This window comes from Sorangium sp. So ce296 (genome assembly GCF_051529605.1).
Classification (GTDB): domain Bacteria; phylum Myxococcota_A; class Polyangia; order Polyangiales; family Polyangiaceae; genus Sorangium; species Sorangium cellulosum_D.
The window spans coordinates 2320017-2338504 of record NZ_CP150325.1; the positions used below are offsets into that span (position 1 = coordinate 2320017).

General features: G+C 73.0%; 12 protein-coding genes. 4 read left to right on the top strand and 8 right to left on the bottom strand.

The features are described from left to right. Positions 1-346: 346 nt before the first annotated feature. Complete coding sequence (locus tag WME98_RS08920) at positions 347-1570, top strand: hydroxymethylglutaryl-CoA synthase family protein (RefSeq protein ID WP_437950886.1); 1224 nt, start codon at positions 347-349, stop codon at positions 1568-1570. A gap of 82 nt (positions 1571-1652) precedes the next feature. On the opposite strand, the gene WME98_RS08925 is transcribed toward WME98_RS08920, so the two are convergent. Continuing rightward, positions 1653-2075, bottom strand: coding sequence for a hypothetical protein (locus tag WME98_RS08925; protein WP_437950887.1), 423 nt, complete (start codon positions 2073-2075; stop codon positions 1653-1655). A 500-nt stretch (positions 2076-2575) separates the two neighbouring features. Here WME98_RS08925 and WME98_RS08930 point away from each other — a divergent pair, with 500 nt between their 5' ends. Next, entirely contained in the window at positions 2576-6217 is a 3642-nt protein-coding gene (locus tag WME98_RS08930; protein WP_437950888.1) for a DNRLRE domain-containing protein, read from the top strand. Positions 6218-6245: 28 nt separating this feature from the next. Here the strand turns inward: WME98_RS08930 and WME98_RS08935 are convergent, their stop codons facing one another. From WME98_RS08935 to WME98_RS08960, 6 genes are all read right to left on the bottom strand, one after another. Then, a complete protein-coding gene (locus tag WME98_RS08935; RefSeq protein ID WP_437950889.1) occupies positions 6246-7715 on the bottom strand; it encodes an NCS1 family nucleobase:cation symporter-1 in 1470 nt (489 codons plus the stop codon). A gap of 84 nt (positions 7716-7799) precedes the next feature. Continuing rightward, positions 7800-9188, bottom strand: coding sequence for an NAD-dependent dihydropyrimidine dehydrogenase subunit PreA (gene preA / locus WME98_RS08940; RefSeq protein WP_437950890.1), 1389 nt, complete (start codon positions 9186-9188; stop codon positions 7800-7802). 3 nt (positions 9189-9191) lie between these two features. After that, a complete protein-coding gene (locus WME98_RS08945) occupies positions 9192-10601 on the bottom strand; it encodes an FAD-dependent oxidoreductase (protein ID WP_437950891.1) in 1410 nt (469 codons plus the stop codon). 31 nt (positions 10602-10632) lie between these two features. Then, entirely contained in the window at positions 10633-12036 is a 1404-nt protein-coding gene (gene hydA / locus WME98_RS08950) for a dihydropyrimidinase (RefSeq protein WP_437950892.1), read from the bottom strand. Positions 12037-12220: 184 nt separating this feature from the next. After that, positions 12221-13093, bottom strand: a complete 873-nt coding sequence (locus WME98_RS08955) for a nitrilase-related carbon-nitrogen hydrolase (RefSeq protein WP_061622469.1) — start codon at positions 13091-13093, stop codon at positions 12221-12223. After that, positions 13093-14541 carry a CoA-acylating methylmalonate-semialdehyde dehydrogenase gene (locus WME98_RS08960; RefSeq protein WP_437950893.1) on the bottom strand — a complete coding sequence of 483 codons (1449 nt, stop codon included), beginning with the start codon at positions 14539-14541 and terminating at the stop codon, positions 13093-13095. Before WME98_RS08960 ends, WME98_RS08955 begins: the two co-directional genes overlap by 1 nt. A gap of 595 nt (positions 14542-15136) precedes the next feature. Between WME98_RS08960 and WME98_RS08965 the strand changes: the two genes are divergently transcribed. Both WME98_RS08965 and WME98_RS08970 read left to right on the top strand, forming a co-directional pair. Further along, a complete protein-coding gene (locus tag WME98_RS08965; protein WP_237244411.1) occupies positions 15137-15565 on the top strand; it encodes a hypothetical protein in 429 nt (142 codons plus the stop codon). 75 nt (positions 15566-15640) lie between these two features. Beyond that, complete coding sequence (locus WME98_RS08970; protein WP_437950894.1) at positions 15641-17986, top strand: Rv1355c family protein; 2346 nt, start codon at positions 15641-15643, stop codon at positions 17984-17986. Positions 17987-18013: 27 nt separating this feature from the next. Here WME98_RS08970 and WME98_RS08975 read toward each other — a convergent pair whose 3' ends face one another. After that, positions 18014-18394, bottom strand: a complete 381-nt coding sequence (locus WME98_RS08975) for an STAS/SEC14 domain-containing protein (RefSeq protein WP_437950895.1) — start codon at positions 18392-18394, stop codon at positions 18014-18016. Between the last annotated feature and the right edge of the window lie 94 nt (positions 18395-18488).

The following is an 18488-nucleotide window of genomic DNA, read 5'->3' on the forward strand; positions in this document are numbered from 1 at the left end:
GCGGCGCGCCGCGCGCTCTTCCAGACCCGATGAGCTGCGGTCCGGCTCGAGGCTCCGCTTCATGCGCGTTGGCGCAAAGCACGCACGTCTGGGCGCGCGCGCGCACATCGGTCCACGGACCGCAGAGAGCCACATCGGTCCACGGACCGCAGCGAGCCATATGGGCCCACGGACCGCAGCAAGCGAGGTGCGCGCGGCGAGGGCGCGGCGCCGCGCCGCCGGGTCGCGGCGCCCCCCCGCGGCACCCCGGGGGCGCCATAACGCGTCGCACCATAATCTGCGCCGCTCCTCGGAGCTTCCGCGCGGGCTCGATGGTCTCTGCACAATGCGCCCCTAGGATGCAGGTATGAGCCTACGTCATGACTTTCCTCCCATCGGCATCGATGCGATCGCCCTCGCCGTCCCTCGCCGCTACGTCGAGCTCAGCGAGCTCGCCGAGGCCCGGGGCGTCGCGCCGTCCAAGTACCTGACCGGCCTGGGCACCCGCCGGATGGCGATCGCGGCGCCGGAGGAGGATCCGATCACCCTCGCGGCCAACGCGGCCCGCCGCCTGTTCCAGCGCTCGGGCGCGAGCCCCGCGGACATCGGGCTCTGCGTCGTGGGCACCGAGACCGCCGTGGACCACTCGAAGCCGGCGGCCTCCTTCCTCCACGGCCTGCTCGGGCTGCCCAGCGCGTGCCGGGTCTTCGAGGCCAAGCACGCCTGCTTCGGGGGCACCGCCGGCCTGCTCAACGCGGTGGACTGGATCGCGTCCGGCTCGGCCCGCGGCCGCGCCGCCCTCGTCGTCTGCTCGGACGTGGCGCGCTACGCGATCGGCTCGGCGGGCGAGCCGACCCAGGGCGCCGGCGCCGTGGCGCTGCTCGTGCGCGAGCGCCCGCGCCTCGTCGAGATCGAGGTCGGCAAGACCGGCACCTACGCGCGCGACGTCTACGACTTCTGGCGGCCGCTCCACCACAAGGAGGCGCTCGTCGACGGCCACTTCTCGGTGCAGTGCTACCTCGACGCCCTTGCCGGGGCGTACGCCGAGTGGCGCCGCGTCACCGGCGACGGCGAGCCGCTCGCGCGCACCTGCTACCACGTCCCCTACGGCAAGATGGCCCGCAAGGCCCACCGCCACCGGCGGATGATGGACGGCCTGACCGAGCAGGCCGCCGACGAGAGCTTCGCCGCCGAGGTGGAGCCGTCGCTCGATCTGCCGGCGCGCATCGGCAACATCTACACGGGCTCGCTGTACCTCGCGCTCGCGTCCCTGCTCAACGCCGAGGCCCGCGCCCTGGAGGGGCGGCGCATCGGGCTGTTCAGCTACGGGTCGGGCTGCTGCGCCGAGTTCTTCGCGGGCAGGGTCCGGCCGGAGGCCGCCGCGCTCGTGGCCGACCTCGCGATCGACGCCCCGCTCGACGGGTGCCGCCACGCCTCGGTCGCCGAGTACGAGGCGCTGCGCCGGAGCGACGAGGCCGCCGACCGGCGGCCGGCGCCGGAGGACGCGGAGCGCGGGGGCGCGAGCCTCGACCGCCGGGTCGTGTACCTGGGGCTCGATTCGAGCGAGCGGCGCGTCTACGCGAACGAGTGAGCGCCGGGCCCGCGGGCGCCGGACGCCGCCCGGCGCGCTGGGGCCGGACGCCGCCCGGCGCGCTGGGCCGGGCGGGGGCGGCTCAGCCGGCCGGCAGCTCCGACGCCTTCACGGTGAAGAGCTCCGCCCCGCCGGCCGCCGCGACGACGACCCGCAGCGTGCCGGAGGGGACCGCCCTCTTCATGTCCGCGGCGACCGCCTGCGTGACGGGCGAGAGCGGGGCGATGATCTCGGCCAGCGCCGAGCGCGACATCACGCCGGCCAGGACCGGCGCGCGCACGCCGGAGGCCAGGGCCGAGCGGAGCGTGCGCTCGGGCTCGAGATCCGGATCGCGCTCCTGCAGGCCGACCGCGATGAGATAGCCTGTCGGCTCTCGCAAGGAGAGGAGATAGCCCGAGAGCGACGCCACGGCGCTGCGGCGCGGGGGCATGCGCCGCAGCAGGCGCCCGAGCTCCGGGCGGTGCTCGTCGAGCAGCTCGGCGCGCTCGTCGTGATCAGAAGACATGCGCCACCTGCCCTTTCTTCTCGAGGGCGATCGTGGGGAGATCGCGATTCAACCGGATTTCCGTCGCTGCGAGTTTCATGACCATGTGCCTCCAGCGAGGGCTCGTGCCCTCGCTGTTGTTTGTTCCGGTCACCCCGCCACACGTGCCACGGAATCGGACGCGGCGCCGCGGCGCCGCAGCTCCGGCGCGAGGCGCCGCCCCGCAGCGAGGCGCCCGTCCGCGGCCCCGCCGGCGGCCGGCCCACGGGGCCATGGCCGGCCAGTGGCCCGGAGCGCGCGGCGAAGGCGCCGTCGGCTCGGCCCGGATCGACCGAGCGCGCGAGGCATCGGCGGCGCCGCGCGCGTCCACCGCCGGGGGCGCGGTCCTTGCGAGCGTGCGCCGCGGCTCGCTGCCCTGCCGCGCGGAGCGCTCCGGCGCCCGGTGCGCGCGCGCGAGGGAGCGCCAGCCAGATGGGGAGATCCAGCTTATGGGAACTCGAATGGGGCGGGTGGGACGGGTGATGGCTGCAGCCGCCATGATGGGGGGCTGCGCCTCCACCGAGGCGCCGCAAGGCCCTTCATCGTCCGTCGACGGCGCGGCGGCGCCCGCGGCGCCCGGCGCGGCGGCGCCCGCGGCGCTCGACGCGGCGGCGCGCGCGCGCCTGCGGGCGGCGTACATCGCTGCCGTGCAGTCGAGCGCGCCCGAGAGCTACAGGGTCGTCGAGGCGCCCTCGGCGGGGAAGGCGCCCGGGCTGCGCGCGCCGAACCCGGCGCACCGGCTCACGGCCGACTTCAGCGCGTCGGGCGTGCGGATCGCGCCCGAGGAGGGCGAGGGGCGGTGGAGCTTCTCGATGGCCCCGGCGCGGTACGGGTGCGCGGGCGATCTGCGCGCGGTGGCGAGCGCCGCGCCGCGCGCCGCGGACAACCGCGTGGAGCTCCGCCGGCAGGGCGCGTCGCCGGGCGAGGAGCTCGTGGAGTGGTACGTGAACGGGCCGCTCGGGCTGGAGCAGGGCTTCACCGTGCCCGCGGCGCCGCCCTGCCGCGCGCAGGGCGATCGGGACCTCGTGATCGAGCTCGCCCTCGGCGGCGACCTCCGCGCGGCGCCGCTCGGCGGCGGCGAGGGGGTCGCGCTGCGCGACGCCTCGGGCGCGGTGGCGCTCCGGTACACGGATCTCCACGCCACCGACGCCGCGGGGCGGACGCTGCCCGCGTGGATGGAGCTCGGCGCCGGCGAGCGCGCGCTGTCGCTGCGCGTCGACACTGCCGGGGCCGCGTACCCGATCACGGTCGATCCCCTCGCCGCCTCGCAGCGGACGGCGCTCATCGCGGTCGACGGCGCGAGCCAGGTCCACCTCGGCGGCGACGCGATCGCCATGTCCGGCGACACCGCGGTCGTCGGGGCGCCCGGGAGCGCGTACGTGTTCGTGAAGAGCGGCGGCGGCGCCTGGGCGCAGCAGGCCAAGCTCGTCCCGAGCGATGGGGGCGCCGGCGGCTCGTTCGGGCGCTCCGTCGCGGTCTCGGCGGACACGATCGTGGTCGGCGCGCCCTGGGGCACCGGGGGCGCCGGCGCCGCCTACGTCTTCGTGCGGAGCGGCGGCGCGTGGTCCGAGCAGGCCAAGCTCGTCGCGAGCGGCGGGACGGCGAACCCCATCGGCGAGGCCGTCGCGGTCGACGGCGACCGGGCCGCGCTCTCGGCCGAGAGCTCGGTCTACGTGTTCGCGCGGAGCGGCGCCGCCTGGAGCGAGGCGATCGAGCTCGCCCCCCCGGCCGGCGAGAACCCCTGGGAGACGCCGCCCGTCGCGATCGAGGGCGGCACGGTGGTCGTGGGCTCGCCGGGGAACGCGTGGTGGCTGGAGCACGACGGCGTGGGCGCCGCGTTCGTGTTCGACGCGAGCGACTGGAGCGCCCCGCACAAGCTCGTGGCCGACCCGCCGGAGGCTCTGTACGACCGCTTCGGCAGCTCGGTCGCGATCTCGGGCGCGCGCATCGTCGTGGGCGCGCCGGGCGTCCTCAGCCCGCCGATGCCGTGGTACCAGCTCGGGCGGGGCCTGGCCTACGTGTTCGACCGCGCGGGGAGCGGCTGGCGCCGGGATTCCCGGCTGATCGCGACCGACGGCAGGACCGGCGACGGCCTGGGCGAGGCGGTGGCGATCTCGGGAGACATGGCGGTGGCCGGCGCGCTCCTGGCCGACCGCCTCGACCAGCCGGACGCGGGGGCCGCGTACGTGTTCTCGCCGGCGGCCGGCGAGTGGATCGAGATCGAGCGGGCCAAGCTCGCCGGCACCGGACCGACCGGCGGCGGCTTCGGCAAGACCGTCGCCGTGTCGGGGAGCTCGGTCCTGGTGGGCTCCCCCGCCTATGCGATCGAGGTCGCGCAGGACGGCGACGGGGACGGGGTGGTCGACGCGCAGGACAACTGCCCTGCCGCCGCGAACCCGTCGCAGGTGGACGGCGACGCCGACGGCCTCGGCGACGCGTGCGACCCGCGGTGCGTGACGATCCGCCGCGGCCTCGGCGGCGCGGTGGCCGACGCGACGATCTGGCAGGTGTCGCCCGGCTGGAACGACGGCGCGAGCACCACGCTCACGACGGGCACCGGCACGGGCGGCGTCCGGCGGAGCCTGCTCCGGTTCGACCTCGCCGGCGTCCCGGCGAGCGCGGAGATCGCCTCGGCGACGCTGTCGCTCTACCAGACCTACAAGATCGAGAGCAGCGCCGTGCGCGTCCACCGGGCCACCGCGCCGTGGTCGGAGTCGACCGTCACGTGGGGTAGCTTCGGCGGCGGCAACCACTTCGATCCGGCGGTCGAGGCCTCCTTCGTCACCGGCGGGCCCGGCGGCACCACCGGCTTCCGCAACGTCGACGTGACCGCGCTCGCGCAGGCCTGGGTGAGCGGCGCGCAGGGCAACCACGGCGTGCTGCTCGAGGAGGACGCGGTCACCCGGAGCACCCTGCGGAGCAGCGAGAGCGCGAGCGCCGCGGAGCGGCCGGCGCTCACGGTCTGCTACCACGACACGTGCGAGGACGGGATCCGCAACGGCGCCGAGTCCGGCGTGGACTGCGGGGGCCCGAGCTGCGCGCCGTGCGCCCCCGGGAGCGTCCTCTGGAGCAGGCTCTTCGTCAACGGCTGGAACGAGGGGATGCGGGCGTACACCGTCACGGTCGGCGGCGGGGACAGCGTGATCTTCGGCGGCTACGGCTATGGCCCCGTCGATTTCGCCGGGCAGGGCGAGCCGACGTCGTTCGAGCTGTTCAACACGAGCTTCCTCGTGAAGCTCGACGCCGCGGGGGGCTACGTGTGGGACCGGCGCCCGGCAGGCGACAACATCTTTTTGAGCGTCGCCGAGTCGGGCTCCGGCCAGGTGCTCGCAGTCTCGAACTTCGGGCTGCGGCGGTTCAGCGCGTCGGGCGACCTCCTCGCGCAGATCGACGACCTCGACCAGATCGAGGTCGCCCGGGCCGGCTCGGGCGCCGCGCTCGCGGCCGTCATCTGGGACACGGTGGATCTCGGCACTGGCACCCTCGGCGGCGGGCCGGGCAGCGAGCTCTTGATCGCGCGACTCGACGCGGCGGGCGCGCCGATCTGGGCCAAGACCTTCCCGACGAACGCCTACGAGAGCGGCCCCAGGAGCGTCGCCGTCGACGGCGCCGGAAACGTCGTCGTCCTCGGCAAGTACTTCGGCATCCTCGACCTCGGCGGCGGGCCGCTCACGAGCTCGCCGGTGGACGACGGCATGTACCTGGCGAAGTTCGACGCGGCCGGCAATCACGTATGGAGCCAGATCGTCTCGGGCACGGCGCAGCCGGGCGACGTCGCCGTGGCCCCCTCCGGCGACGTGGTCGTCGCCTTCCGCGGCGCCGTGACGCGGTTCACCGCCTCGGGCGCGCCGCTGTGGAGCGTCGACACGACCGGCTTCGGCTCCGGAAACGACATCTACAGCGACAGCGCCGTCGCCGTCGACGCCGCCGGCAACGCGGTCATCACCCCGAACGGCACGATCGTGAAGCTCTCGCCGTCGGGCGACGTGCTGTGGTCGGCCGATCCGCTCGGCGCCGCGAGCTACGGCGGGATCGTCGATGTGGCCGTGGACGGCGCCGGCAACGTGATCGGCGCGGGCTCGTACGACAACGGGAGCGCGTACATCGTGAAGCTCGCCCCCTGACCCGCGCTCGGCCAGCCCCCCGCCCGCCTCAGCGCGCCGGCGACGCCCCGCGCGCCGCGGCGGGCTCCGCACGGCCGGCCAGCGAGAACAGCAGGTAAAGCCCTCCCGAGACGAAGAACCCCACGAACCACGCATACGTGTAGATCGAGCGCATCACCTCCGGGACGGCGCCCTTCATCGACGGGATCGCCTCGGCCAGGAAGCCGGGCAGGTTGATGAGCACGCCGATCGCGAGGGCGGCCATCGCCCGCCAGTTCACCCCGCCCTGGTACTCGTAGGCCCCGCCGCGCCGGTACAGGTCGCCCACCTCGAGCTGCGTCCTCCGGAGGAGGAAGTAATCGGCGATCAGGATCCCGCCGATCGGCCCGAGGAGCGCCGAGTAGCCGACGAGCCACGTGAAGATGTACCCCTGCGACGACTCGATGAGCTTCCACGGCAGGATCACCGCGCCGAGGACGGCGGTGATCACGCCGCCCGCCCGCGCCGAGATGCGGTGGGGCGCGAGGTTGGAGAAGTCGTTGGCCGGCGAGACGACGTTGGCGGCGAGGTTCGTCGACAGCGTGGCGACCGACAGGCCCACCATCGCGAGGACCATGATGAACGCCCCGCCGATCCGGGCGAGCAGCTTCACCGGGTCCCAGATGAGCTCCCCGAAGATCACCGGCGTGGCCGAGGTGACCGCGACCCCGATGAACGAGAACAGCACCATCGTCGCCGGCAGCCCGAGCGCCTGGCCGATCGCCTGATCGCGCTGGCTGCGCGCGTACCGCGTGAAATCCGGGATGTTCAGCGAGAGCGTGGCCCAGAAACCAACCATCGCGGTGAGGCCCGGCGCGAACACGCTGAGGAGCTGCCCCTCGGGGATCTTCGACGGCTGCGACAGCATCGGGCCGAACCCGCCCGCGCGGACGTACGCCCAGCCGAGCATCGCGAGGCCCATCACGATGAGGAACGGCGCCGCCCACGTCTCGAGGAACTTGATCGACTCCGTCCCCTTCAGGATGAAATGGAGGTTGATCGCCCAGAAGACGGCGAACCCGAGGAGCTCGCCGGGGTGGATGCCGATCGCCCCCTTGAACGCCGCCGAGGTCAGCGGCGCCTCCGCCGAGGGCAGGAGCGCGACGAGGAGCTGCCAGAGCGCCTGCCCGCCGAGCCACGTCTGGATGCCGAACCACCCGCAGGCGACCAGCGCGCGCAGCACCGCCGGCACGTTCGCGCCCGTCACGCCGAACGACGCGCGGGCGAACACCGGAAACGGGATGCCGTACCGGGTGCCCGCGTGGGCGTTCAGGAGCATCGGCAGGAGCACGATGACGTTGCCGAGCGCCACGCACGCGAGCGCCTGCCGCCAGCTCATCCCCTGATCGATGAGCCCGGAGGCCATCGTGTACGTCGGGATGCAGACGGCCATCCCGATCCACAGCGCCGCGAAATGCCCGAGCTTCCAGGTGCGCGCCGCCTCCGGCGTGGGCGCGAGATCTTCGTTCGTCAGCGACATCGAGGCTCCTCCCAGCGAGCTCCGCCGGCGCGTGCGCGTTCGCGATCGTCGCGGGCTCCAGGCCGGCGGGTCGGGAGCCCGGGATCAGGAGCTCCGCGCGCGGGCGGTCGTTTCCAGCCCGCCAGGCACGAAGTCCGTCCCCTTCTGGACACGGTCGTTCCACGTCTCAGGCGGCCTGCCTGAAGGCACCTCCCTCATCGTGATGCACCCCGACACCGGGCACACCAGCGCGCACAGGTTGCAGCCGATGCACTCCTCCTCGTCCACGAACGGGACGCGCGACGGCGCGGCGGCGCCGCTCGGATCCGCCGTCACGGGGCGATCCGGGATGACCTTCGGGATGTGGGTGTGGCCCGCCGCGCGCGCCTCCGCCTCGGTCCTGCCCGGCAGGTGGATGCACTGGTGCGCCCCGTCCATGCAGGCGACGTAACAGAGCTGGCAGCCGATGCACTTCTCGGCGCTGATCTCCGCGACGACCCGGTACGAGAGATCCAGCTCGCCCCACTCCTGCACCTGCGGGACCGCCCTGCCCCGGAGCTCGCTCACCGAGCGCATCCCGTGATCGTCGAGCCAGTCGCTGAGCCCCTCGATCATCTCCTCGACGATGCGGTAGCCGTAGTGCATCACCGCGGTGCACACCTGCACGCTCGTCGCGCCGAGCGCGATGAACTCCGCGGCGTCGCGGGCGCTCGAGATGCCGCCGATGCCCGAGATCGGCAGCCGGCCGATCTGGGGGTGGCGCGCCAGCTGGCTCAGGAGGTGGAGCGCGATCGGCTTGACCGCCGGCCCGCAGTAGCCGCCGTTCGTCGACGCGCCGCCGACCCGCGGCAGCGGGACCATCCGCTCCAGATCGACGCCCATCAACGACTTGATCGTGTTGATCAGCGAGATCCCGTGCGCCCCGGACCGGAGCACCGCCTCGCCCGGCTCGAGGATGTCGCCGACGTTGGGCGTGAGCTTCACGATGACCGGCGTCGTCGCGAACTCGACGGCCCACCGCGCGATCTCCTGGAGGACCGCCGGCTCGTTGCCGACGGCCGAGCCCATGCCGCGCTCGCACATCCCGTGCGGGCAGCCGAAATTGAGCTCGAGCCCGTCGGCGCCCGTGTCCTCGGCCTTGCGGATGATCTCGCGCCACTCGTCCTTCGTCTCGACCATGAGCGAGGCGATGAGCGCGTGGCCCGGGTAGCGCCGCTTGACCTCGCGCATCTCCCTGAGGTTCACGTCGAGCGGGCGGTCGGTGATGAGCTCGACGTTGTTGAGCCCCATGAGCCGCATCGTGCCGTAATCGATGCCTCCAAAGCGGCTCGACACGTTGACGATCGGGTTTCCGAGCGTTTTCCAGACGGCGCCGCCCCAGCCGGCGTCGAAGGCGCGCCGGACCTGATCGCCGGTGTTCGTCGGCGGCGCCGAGGCGAGCCAGAACGGGTTCGGGCTCTTGATCCCGGCGAAGTCGATAGAGAGGTCGGCCATCGCTCAGCTCCCTTGCGGTGCGGGCCCGGGCGCCGCGCCGCCCGCCCGCGTCATCATCGCTTCGTGCATCGCGCGCGCGGCGATCTTTGCCTCGGCGACCGCGTTGACGACCTCCTTGCCGCCGTTCACGCAGTCGCCGCCGCTGTAGACCTTCGGGTTGCCCGTGCGGTGCGTCGCCGGGTCGACCACCACGCGCCCCCGCGCGTCGAGCGCGACGCCCTCGAACGCGAGCGCCACCCGCGTCGCCCGGCTCTGCCCGATGGCGACCGCGACGAGGTCGGCCGGCACGAGCTGCTCCTCGACCGGCGCCGGCGCGGGCCCCTGCGCCTCCCGCCGCGCGTCGCCGTCCGCGCGCGCGACCCGCAGCGCGACGACCCGCCCGTCCTCGCGCACCACCTCGACCGGCACCCGGTTCTCGACGAGCCGCGCCCCGGCGACCCGCGCGCCCTCGAGCTCGTGCGCGTAGCCGGACATCTCGGCCTCGGAGCGGCGGTACACGATCGCCACGTCGACCCCGAGCAGCGCGAGTTCGTGCGCGACGTCGAGCGCCGTGTTGCCGCCGCCGACGACGGCCGCGCGCCGCACGCCCGCGAGATCGAGGCGCGGATCGGCCTTGAGCCGCTCGATGAACGCGGTCGCGCCCACCACGCCCTCGCCGTCCTCCCCGGGGATGCCGAGGCGCGCGTCGGCGCCGAGGCCGAGCCCCAGGAAGACCGCGTCGTAGCCCGCGATCAGGTCGCCTGCCGACACCTCGCCCGGCGCGGCCGCCCGCTCGACGACCGACACGCCCGTGCGGAGCTCGACGTCCCCGAGCGACAGCACCCACTCGAGCTCGCGGAGCGCCTCGTCCCCCTTCATCTTGTAGGGCGCGATCCCGAGCGTGTTCAGGCCGCCGGGGATCGACTTCTGCTCGAAGATCACGGCGCGGTGCCCCTCGAGGGCGAGGTAGCCGGCCGCGGCGATCGACGCGGGCCCCGCGCCCACGAGCGCGACGCGCTTGCCCGTGGGCGGCTTCGCCCGGAAGAGCCGCGGATCGCGCGCGAGCGCCGACTCGACCGCGTAGCGCTGGAGTCGGCCGATCGCGATCGGCTCGCGCCCCCACGCGTTGTAGACGCAGTCGCCCGCGCAGAGGACCTCGACCGGGCACGCCTGCCCGCACGACTGGCCGAGCAGGTTGGCCGTGAGGATGGTGCGGGCGGCGCCCTTCACCTGGCCCGTCGCGATCTTCCGGATGAAGCTCGGGATGTCGATGGAGGTCGGGCACGCCCTTACGCAGGGCGCGTCGACGCAGTAAAGACACCGGTTCGCCTCGGCGATCGCCTCGGCCTCGGTATAGCGCGGGCTCTTGTCCTCGAATCGCTCTTCGATCCGGCCGGACGGGAGGGGTGAGGGGCGGCTTGGGTCTTGGCTCATGCTCGTGCTCGCGCGCTTTGGCGGCCTCGCATCACGCGGCCCGCGAGCCCTGGGTGGGGCCGAGCCGCCGCGGCAGGTAGCGCCCGGCGCCGCGCTCCACGTCGAGCTTGCCGTCCGCGTACTGAACCCGGCCGTTCACGATGACATGCGTCGGCCTCCCCTTCACCTCGAACCCCTCGAAGATGCTCCGGTCGCACCGGTGGTGGTGGGTCTTCGCGGAGATCGTGCTCGTCCCCTTCGGGTCGAAGACCACGAGATCCGCGTCGCCGCCGGGCACGATCGAGCCCTTGCGCGGGTACAGCCCGAAGATCTTGGCCGGCTGCGTGGAGACGAGATCGACGAAGCGGTGGACGTCGATCCGCCCCTCGAGCACCCCGTAGGTCCAGAGGAGGGCGAGCCGGTTCTCGATGCCGGCGGCGCCGTTCGGGATCTTCGAGAAATCGTCCTTGCCCATGTCCTTCTGGCCGACCTGGTTGAAGGGGCAGTGGTCGGTCGCCACCGTCTGGATGAGCCCCGTCGAGAGCGCGGCCCACAGCGCATCCTGGTGCCCCTTCGGCCGGATCGGCGGGCTCATCACGTACGCCGCGCCCTCGAAGTTCGGCTTGTCGTAGACCGAGTCGTCGAGCAGGAGGTACTGGGGGCACGTCTCGGCCATGACCACCTGGCCCCGGCTGCGCGCCTCGGTGACCGCGGCGAGCGCCTCCTTGCAGGTGAGGTGGACGATGTAGATCGGCTCGCCGATCATCCGGGCGAGCATGATCGCGCGCCCCGTCGCCTCCCCCTCGATCGGCGCGGGGCGGCTCTCCGCGTGGTGCCGCGGGTGGGTCTTGCCCTCCCTGAGCAGCCGCTTCTGGAGCGCGACGACCGCGTCGCCGTGCTCGGCGTGGACGGTGACGAGCGCGCCGAGGCCCTTGGCCGCCTCCATCACCTGGATGAGCTCCGGATCGTCGACGCCGATGGCCCCGCGGTAGGCCATGAAGGTCTTGAACGACGGGATGCCGTGCTCGCGCGTGCAGACGGCCATCTCCTTGAGCGTCTCGTCGCCGAACCAGGTGACGGCCATGTGAAAGGCGTAATCGGCCACCGCCTTCTTCGCCTTCTCGTGCCACATCGCGAGCCCGTCGAGCAGCGATTGCCCGCGGCTCGGGATCACGAAATCGATGATCGACGTCGTGCCCCCGGCCACGCCCGCCGCGGTGCCGGTCTCGAAGTCGTCCGAGCTCTCCGTCCCCATGAACGGCAGCTCCATGTGCACGTGGGCGTCGACCCCGCCCGGGAAGACGAGCTGCCCCGAGGCGTCGATCACCGTGTCTCCCGCGCGCTCCTTCGCGAGCCCCGCGCCGACGGCGGCGATCTTCCCGTCCTCGCAGTAGACGTCGCCGACGAACCGGTCGCTCGCTGTGATGATCTCGCCGTTCTTGATCAGGATGCCCATGTTGCTTCTCCGCGGGTGCGCGCCGGGCGGCGGGTCCCCTCCGGGGGGCGGCGCCGCCGTGGCGAGGGAAACGCCGGGGGAGCGTGCCGTCCGCGACCAGCGCCCCGGCGCTGCTTCTGGCTTCGCGGTGGACGTCGCATGGCCGGGCTAGCGATCTCCGTCGCCTCGCCGCGGCCGGTGGCCCTCAAGGCAGCTGCTTCGTGAGCTCACCGTAGCTCTCGGGCCGACGATCGCGGTAGAACTGCCATGTCCTCCGGACCTCCTCGATCATGTCGAGGTTCATCTCGGCGACCACGAGCTCGTCCTGGTCCTCGCTCCCGGTCGCGAGGAAGGCGCCCCTCGGGTCGCAGAAGTAGCTCGTGCCGTAGAACTTGCCGATGTTCCACGGCGCCTCGGTGCCGACGCGGTTCGAGGCGGCGATGAAGTAGCCGTTGGCCACCGCGTGCGCGGGCTGCTCCAGCTTCCAGAGGTACTGGGAGAGCCCGGCGACCGTCGCCGACGGGTTCCACACGATCTCGGCGCCGTTCAGGCCGAGCAGCCGCGCCCCCTCCGGAAAGTGGCGATCGTAGCAGATGTACACGCCGATCCGCGCATACCGCGTCTGGAACGTCGGGTAGCCGAGGTTCCCCGGCTTGAAGAAGAACTTCTCCCAGAACCCGTTCGTGTGCGGGATATGGGTCTTCCGGTACTTGCCGAGGTACGTCCCGTCGGCGTCGACCACGGCCGCGGTGTTGTAGTAGACGCCCGCCATCTCCCGCTCGTAGATGGGGATGATCATCACCATCTTGTACTTCTTGGCGTAGGCGGTGAGCCGCTCGACCGTCGGGCCCGGGACGGGCTCGGCCACGTCGCACCATTTCGCGTCCTGAGAGGGGCAGAAATAAGGCGTGTTGAAGACCTCCTGCAAACAGAGGATCTGCACCCCCTTCTTCCCCGCCTCGTCGATGAACGGGAGGTGCTTCTCGAACATCGCGTCCCGGATCGAGAGCACCGAGGCGCCCTCGTCCAGGGCCGGGGTCGAGCACTGGATCAGCCCGCCAAGTACGTTTCGTGCCATCAGAACCACCTCGTGATGACGACCTTGCGCTCCGTGTAGAAGTCGATGGCGGTCGGGCCGTGCGCCTTCAGGTCGCCGAAGAAGCTGCCCTTCCGGCCGCCGAAGGGGAAGAAGGCCATCGGCGCCGCGACGCCGATGTTCACGCCGACCATCCCGGCCGTGACGCGGTGCTGGAACTCGCGCGCGGCGCCGCCGCTCGACGTGAAGATCGACGCCGCATTGCCGTACTCGCTCCGGTTCGCGATCGCGATCGCCTCGTCGAGGTCGCGCGCGCGCATCAGGCAGGCGACCGGGCCGAAGATCTCCTCGGTCGCGATCACCATCCCCGGCTTCACGTCGTCGAAGACCGTGGGCCCGACCCAGTTGCCGTTCGGATACCCCTCGACCCTGGCGTCCCGGCCGTCCAGGAGGAGCGTCGCCCCCTCCGACACGCCCTTGTCGATGTACGAGATCACCCGGTCGCGGTGCGCCGCCGAGATCACCGGGCCCATGGTCACGCCCTGCTTCGACCCGTCGCCCAGCACGATCGCCTTCGCGTAGCGGACGAGCCCCTCGCGCACGGCCTCGTACGTGTCGCCGACGCACACGACGACGCTGCCGGCCAGGCAGCGCTGGCCCGAGCAGCCGAAGATCGACTCGGCCACGTTGCCGATCGTCTTCAGCCGCTCGGCGTCCGGCATCACCACGAGGAAGTTCTTCGCCCCGCCGAGCGCCTGGACCCGCTTGCCCGCCTCCGCCGCGCTCCTGTACACGTGGCGCGCGACCGACGACGAGCCGACGAACGACACGCCCGCGATGTCCTTGTGCGCGCAGAGGGCGTTCACGACGTCGCGGCCGCCGTGGACCAGGTTCACGACCCCGGGCGGCAGCCCGGCCTCCTGGATCAGCTCGAAGATGCGCTGCTGCGAGAGCGGGACCTGCTCCGAGGGCTTCAGGACGAAGGTGTTCCCCGTGGCGATCGCGTAGGGCAGAAACCAGAGCGGGACCATCGGAGGGAAGTTGAACGGCGTGATCGCCGCGAACACGCCGAGCGGCTGGCGGACCGTGTGGCAGTCGATCCCGGACGCCACGTCCCCGAGGCCCTGCCCCATCATCAGCGACGGGATGCCGGCCGCGTGCTCGACGTTCTCGATGCCGCGGCCGAAATCGTTCCTGGCCTCGGCCAGCGTCTTGCCGTGCTCGGAGGTGCAGATCGCCGCGATCTCGTCGCGGTGGGCGTCGAAGACCTCGCGCAGCTTGAAGAGGTAGCGCGCCCGCTGCACCGGCGGCGTCGCGCTCCAGCCGGGGAACGCCGCCTGCGCCGCCTTCACCGCCGCGTCGACGTCCGCCGCGGTCCCGAGCGGGACCTTTGCAAGAGATTCCCCGGTGGCCGGGTTCTTCACCTCGAGGTGCGTCGTCCCCGAAGAGCGAGACCAGGCGCCGCCGACGAAGTTTTCCAGCACGCGCATCGCGAAACACCTTTCCCCCGGCGAGGTGGTCACATTGACATCCGCAGCAGGCCGGGCGCCGGCCCTGTCCGCTGGACAATACAACCCACCGATCGAGCGCTACATGTGGTGGGGGCCCTCCGTCAAGCCTCGCTGCGACGCCGCATGCGCCGGAGCCGCTGTGAGAAAGACCGTCCACGCACATTCCGTAGTATAGACCACAGCGTGGCTGACAGGCCCCGGTGCAACTGCCCAGCAGCACGTCATGAAATCCTTTGGAAACAACTCGGGTACGCCCTGGTCATGCCGCGTCACGCCGCGCGATCGCGCGCGGTCGTCCCGCTCGGGCGGCGTCATCGACGCGCGTTCGAGGCCGAGCCGGCCCGACGCCACGGGCGCGGCGCGCGGCCCGGCCCCGCGCGCCGCATGGCGCCACCACCGCGTCGAAAGTCGCCGCCGAACGTTGCTGCGTCGATCGAACCGTCCTAGGTGCAACGCCATGGATCTCGCGACCCCTTGCCCCATCGCCGGCCGCGCGGCGGTCCCAGCGGACGCCGCCGCGATCTGGCGGCTCGGCGACGCGACGACGTAAGCTCTGCGAGCGCTCGGTGAGACGATGACCCTACCCACCATGCTGTTCGACACGACGGAGCACGTGCTCATCGCCGTCCACGGCAGGGAACCGCCGAGCGACGAGGACTGGGAGCTCTACATGCAGACGGTGCTGGCGCTCCCGCCCACCTGCTCCAAAACGCTGGTGGTGACCGCCGGAGGCGGCCCCAACGCGAAGCAGCGCGCGTCGGTGAACGACTTCGTAAGCAACCACACACTCACTGTGGCAATCTGCACCGATGCGCTGCTGGTCCGGCAGATCACGATAGCGCTCAGCTGGTTCAACCCGCGGGTGAGGTCGTTCCGGGGCAACGACATCGCGGGCGCCCTGCGCTACCTCGAGGTCAGCGGGCCCGAGGCCGCCACGGTGCACCACAAGGTCGCCAGGATGCGGCTCGAGATCGAGGGCCGGGCGCCCCGCACGCCGCGCTGATCGGGGGGCCACCGCGGGCGGCGCCGGCCGGCGGGCGCCGCGACGCGCCCGGAGAGACCTGGTACCACGGTGGCCATGACCCGCTGGCAAGCGCTCCTCTCCTCCCCTCAGCGACGAGACGCAGAATCGACCGAGTGGCGGCCGCGCCTCTTCCGGCCGGCGCGCGAGGCGGACGCCGAGGCGCTCGGGCGCCTGCTGCGCGACGACGCGCGCGTCCGCGTCTTCGACGCGATCGACCGGCAGCTCGCGGATCTGGTCAAGACGCGCCACCCGAGCCGCACCCTCGATGCGCGCGAGATCGCGCGGCTCGTCGAGGAGCACCTCGGCGGCGCCCCGCGGGAGGCGTACGGCGTCTGGGTCCATTACCCGTGGTCGCACCGCCTCGTGCACCTGCTCGATGAGGCCGAGTTCGTCGAGCTCCGGACCAACCGCAACAAGTACAAGATCAGCGCCGAAGAGCAGGAGACGCTCGCGCGCCGGCGGATCGGCGTCGTCGGGCTCTCCGTCGGCCAGTCCGTGGCGCTCACCATCGCGCTCGAGCGGAGCGCCGGCGAGCTGCGCATCGCCGACTTCGACCACCTCGAGCTCTCGAACATGAACCGGATCCGGACCGGCGTGCACAACCTCGACGTGCCCAAGGCGGTCGCCACCGCGCGCGACATCGCCGAGCTCGACCCGTTCTTCAAAGTAACGTGCTTTTCCGAAGGGGTCACTCCGGACAACATCGATCGCTTCCTGCTCGGGCTCGGAGGGGACGAGGGCAAGCTCGATATCGTCGTGGAGGAGTGCGACAGCCTCGATATCAAGCTGGAGATCCGCTACCGGGCGCGCGCCCACCGCATACCGGTCGTGATGGACACGAGCGACCGGGGGCTCATCGACGTCGAGCGCTTCGACCTGGAGCCGGACCGGCCGATCCTCCACGGGCTCGTCGGCGATCTCAGGCCCGAGCGCATCCGCGGCCTGTCGACCGAGGACAAGGTGCCTTATGTGATGCAGATCATCGGGCAGGACACGCTCTCCGCGCGGTTCGGCGCCACGCTCATCGAGGTGCAGCAGACGGTGAGCACGTGGCCGCAGCTCGGCTCGGCGGTCGTCCACGGCGGGGCCGCGGCCGCGGACACGGCGCGCCGGATCGCCCTGGGGGAGCCGGTGCGGTCGGGCCGGTACTTCGTCGACCTGGAGCAGCTCATCGGCGGCCCCGAGGGCGACCCGGCCGCGCCGCCCGCGCCCGCGCCGCCCGCGCCGCCCGCGCCGCGCGGCCCGGCGCAGGGCCCCGCGGCGCTCGCCCCCGCGGCGCTCGCGCTCCCGCGCGGCGGGGAGGCCGGCGCCGTCGCGCTCGATCCCGAGCGGCTCCGGCGGCTCGTCGGGGCGGGGATCGCGGCGCCCTCGGGCGGCAACTGCCAGCCCTGGCTCTGGGTCTACGAGGCGCGCCGCCTCGGGCTGTTCCACGACCGGGCGCGCTCCGAGTCGCTCGCCGATTTCCAGGGGGCGGGCGGCGTGGTCGCGCTCGGCGCGGCCGCCGAGAACGTCGTCCTCGCCGCCCACCGCGAGGGGCTCTCGGTGCGCCTCTCGCCCTTCCCGCTGGGCGGCGAGGACCTCGCGGCGACGTTCGACTTCTTCGACGCGCCGGTGAGCGGCGCGGAGGACCACGCGATGGATCCCCTCGCGGACGCCATCGGCCTCCGGCACACGAACCGGCGCCCCGGCGCGCGGGCGGCGCTCGCGGACGAGCATCGGGCCGCCCTCGCCGCGGCGGTCCGGTCCGTCCCGGGGGCGGACCTCCAGCTGCTCGAGTCGCCGGCGGCGCTCGACGAGATCGCCGCGCTGATCGGCGCGGGCGATCGCGTCCGGCTGCTCGCGCGGGGCACGCACGCCGACCTGATGAAGGAGATCCGCTGGACCGAGGCGGAGGCGGCGGCGCGCCGGGACGGCATCTTCGTCGGCTCGTTCGAGCTCTCGCCGGCCGATCTCGCGGGGTTCACGATGTGCCGGGACTTCCGCAAGATGGAGCTCGTGCGGCGCTGGGGCGGCGGCCGGGCGCTGGAGAAGACGGCGCGCAAGGCGATCGCCGGCGCGATGGCCGTCGCGCTGATCACGATGCCGCGCGCCGGGCTCGCGGACTACTTCCACGGCGGCCGGGCCGTCGAGCGGGCGTGGCTCACCGCCGCGCAGCGGGGGATCGCCGTCTACCCGATGGCGACGCTGCCGTACCTGTTCGCGCGCCTGATCCGCGGCGGCGGCGAGGGGCTGGATCCGGAGACCGCGGCGGTCGCGCGGGAGCTCCGGGAGCGGTACGTCCGGCTGTTCGACGTCACCGACGCGACGGCGGAGGTCCTGCTGTTCCGCCTCTCGCTCGCGGGCCCGCCGTCGGCGCGCGCGCTCCGCCGCCCCCTCGAGGACGTGCTCGTCGTGCGCTGACCCGGGCCGCTCCGGCGGCCGCCCGCCTCACGGCGCGGCGCGGTCGCCGAGGAGCCAGGCGCGCGCGGCGCCCTCGTCCTTGAAGACCCGCACGAGGTCCGCGGTGCCCGCCTCCCGGGCGATGCGGGCCGCCTGCAGCGCGGCGAGGTCGCTCTGGACGAGCTCGGCGGTCCGGATCACCCCCAGCGCGGCCGACGTCGCGCCGATGTCGCGGAGGAGCTCGGTCGCCTCCTCGGAGGCGATGGAGAACCCCCGGAAGTCCACGAGGACGCGGATCCTCCGGCCGCAGAGCGAGCCGAGCGCCCTCCTGTACTCGGCGCCGTACGCGTGCGCCTCCTCCGCGCGCACGACGCCTTGCAACGTGACCTCGATGAGGGCGTTGATCCTGTCGATCTTGATACGGTACATGCCGCCTCGTGGGGGAGCTAAGACCGTAGCGCGCTGTCGCGGCGGAGCCAGCTCGCCGGCGCAATGCGCGCCTCGCGCTCGCGCTCGCGCTCGC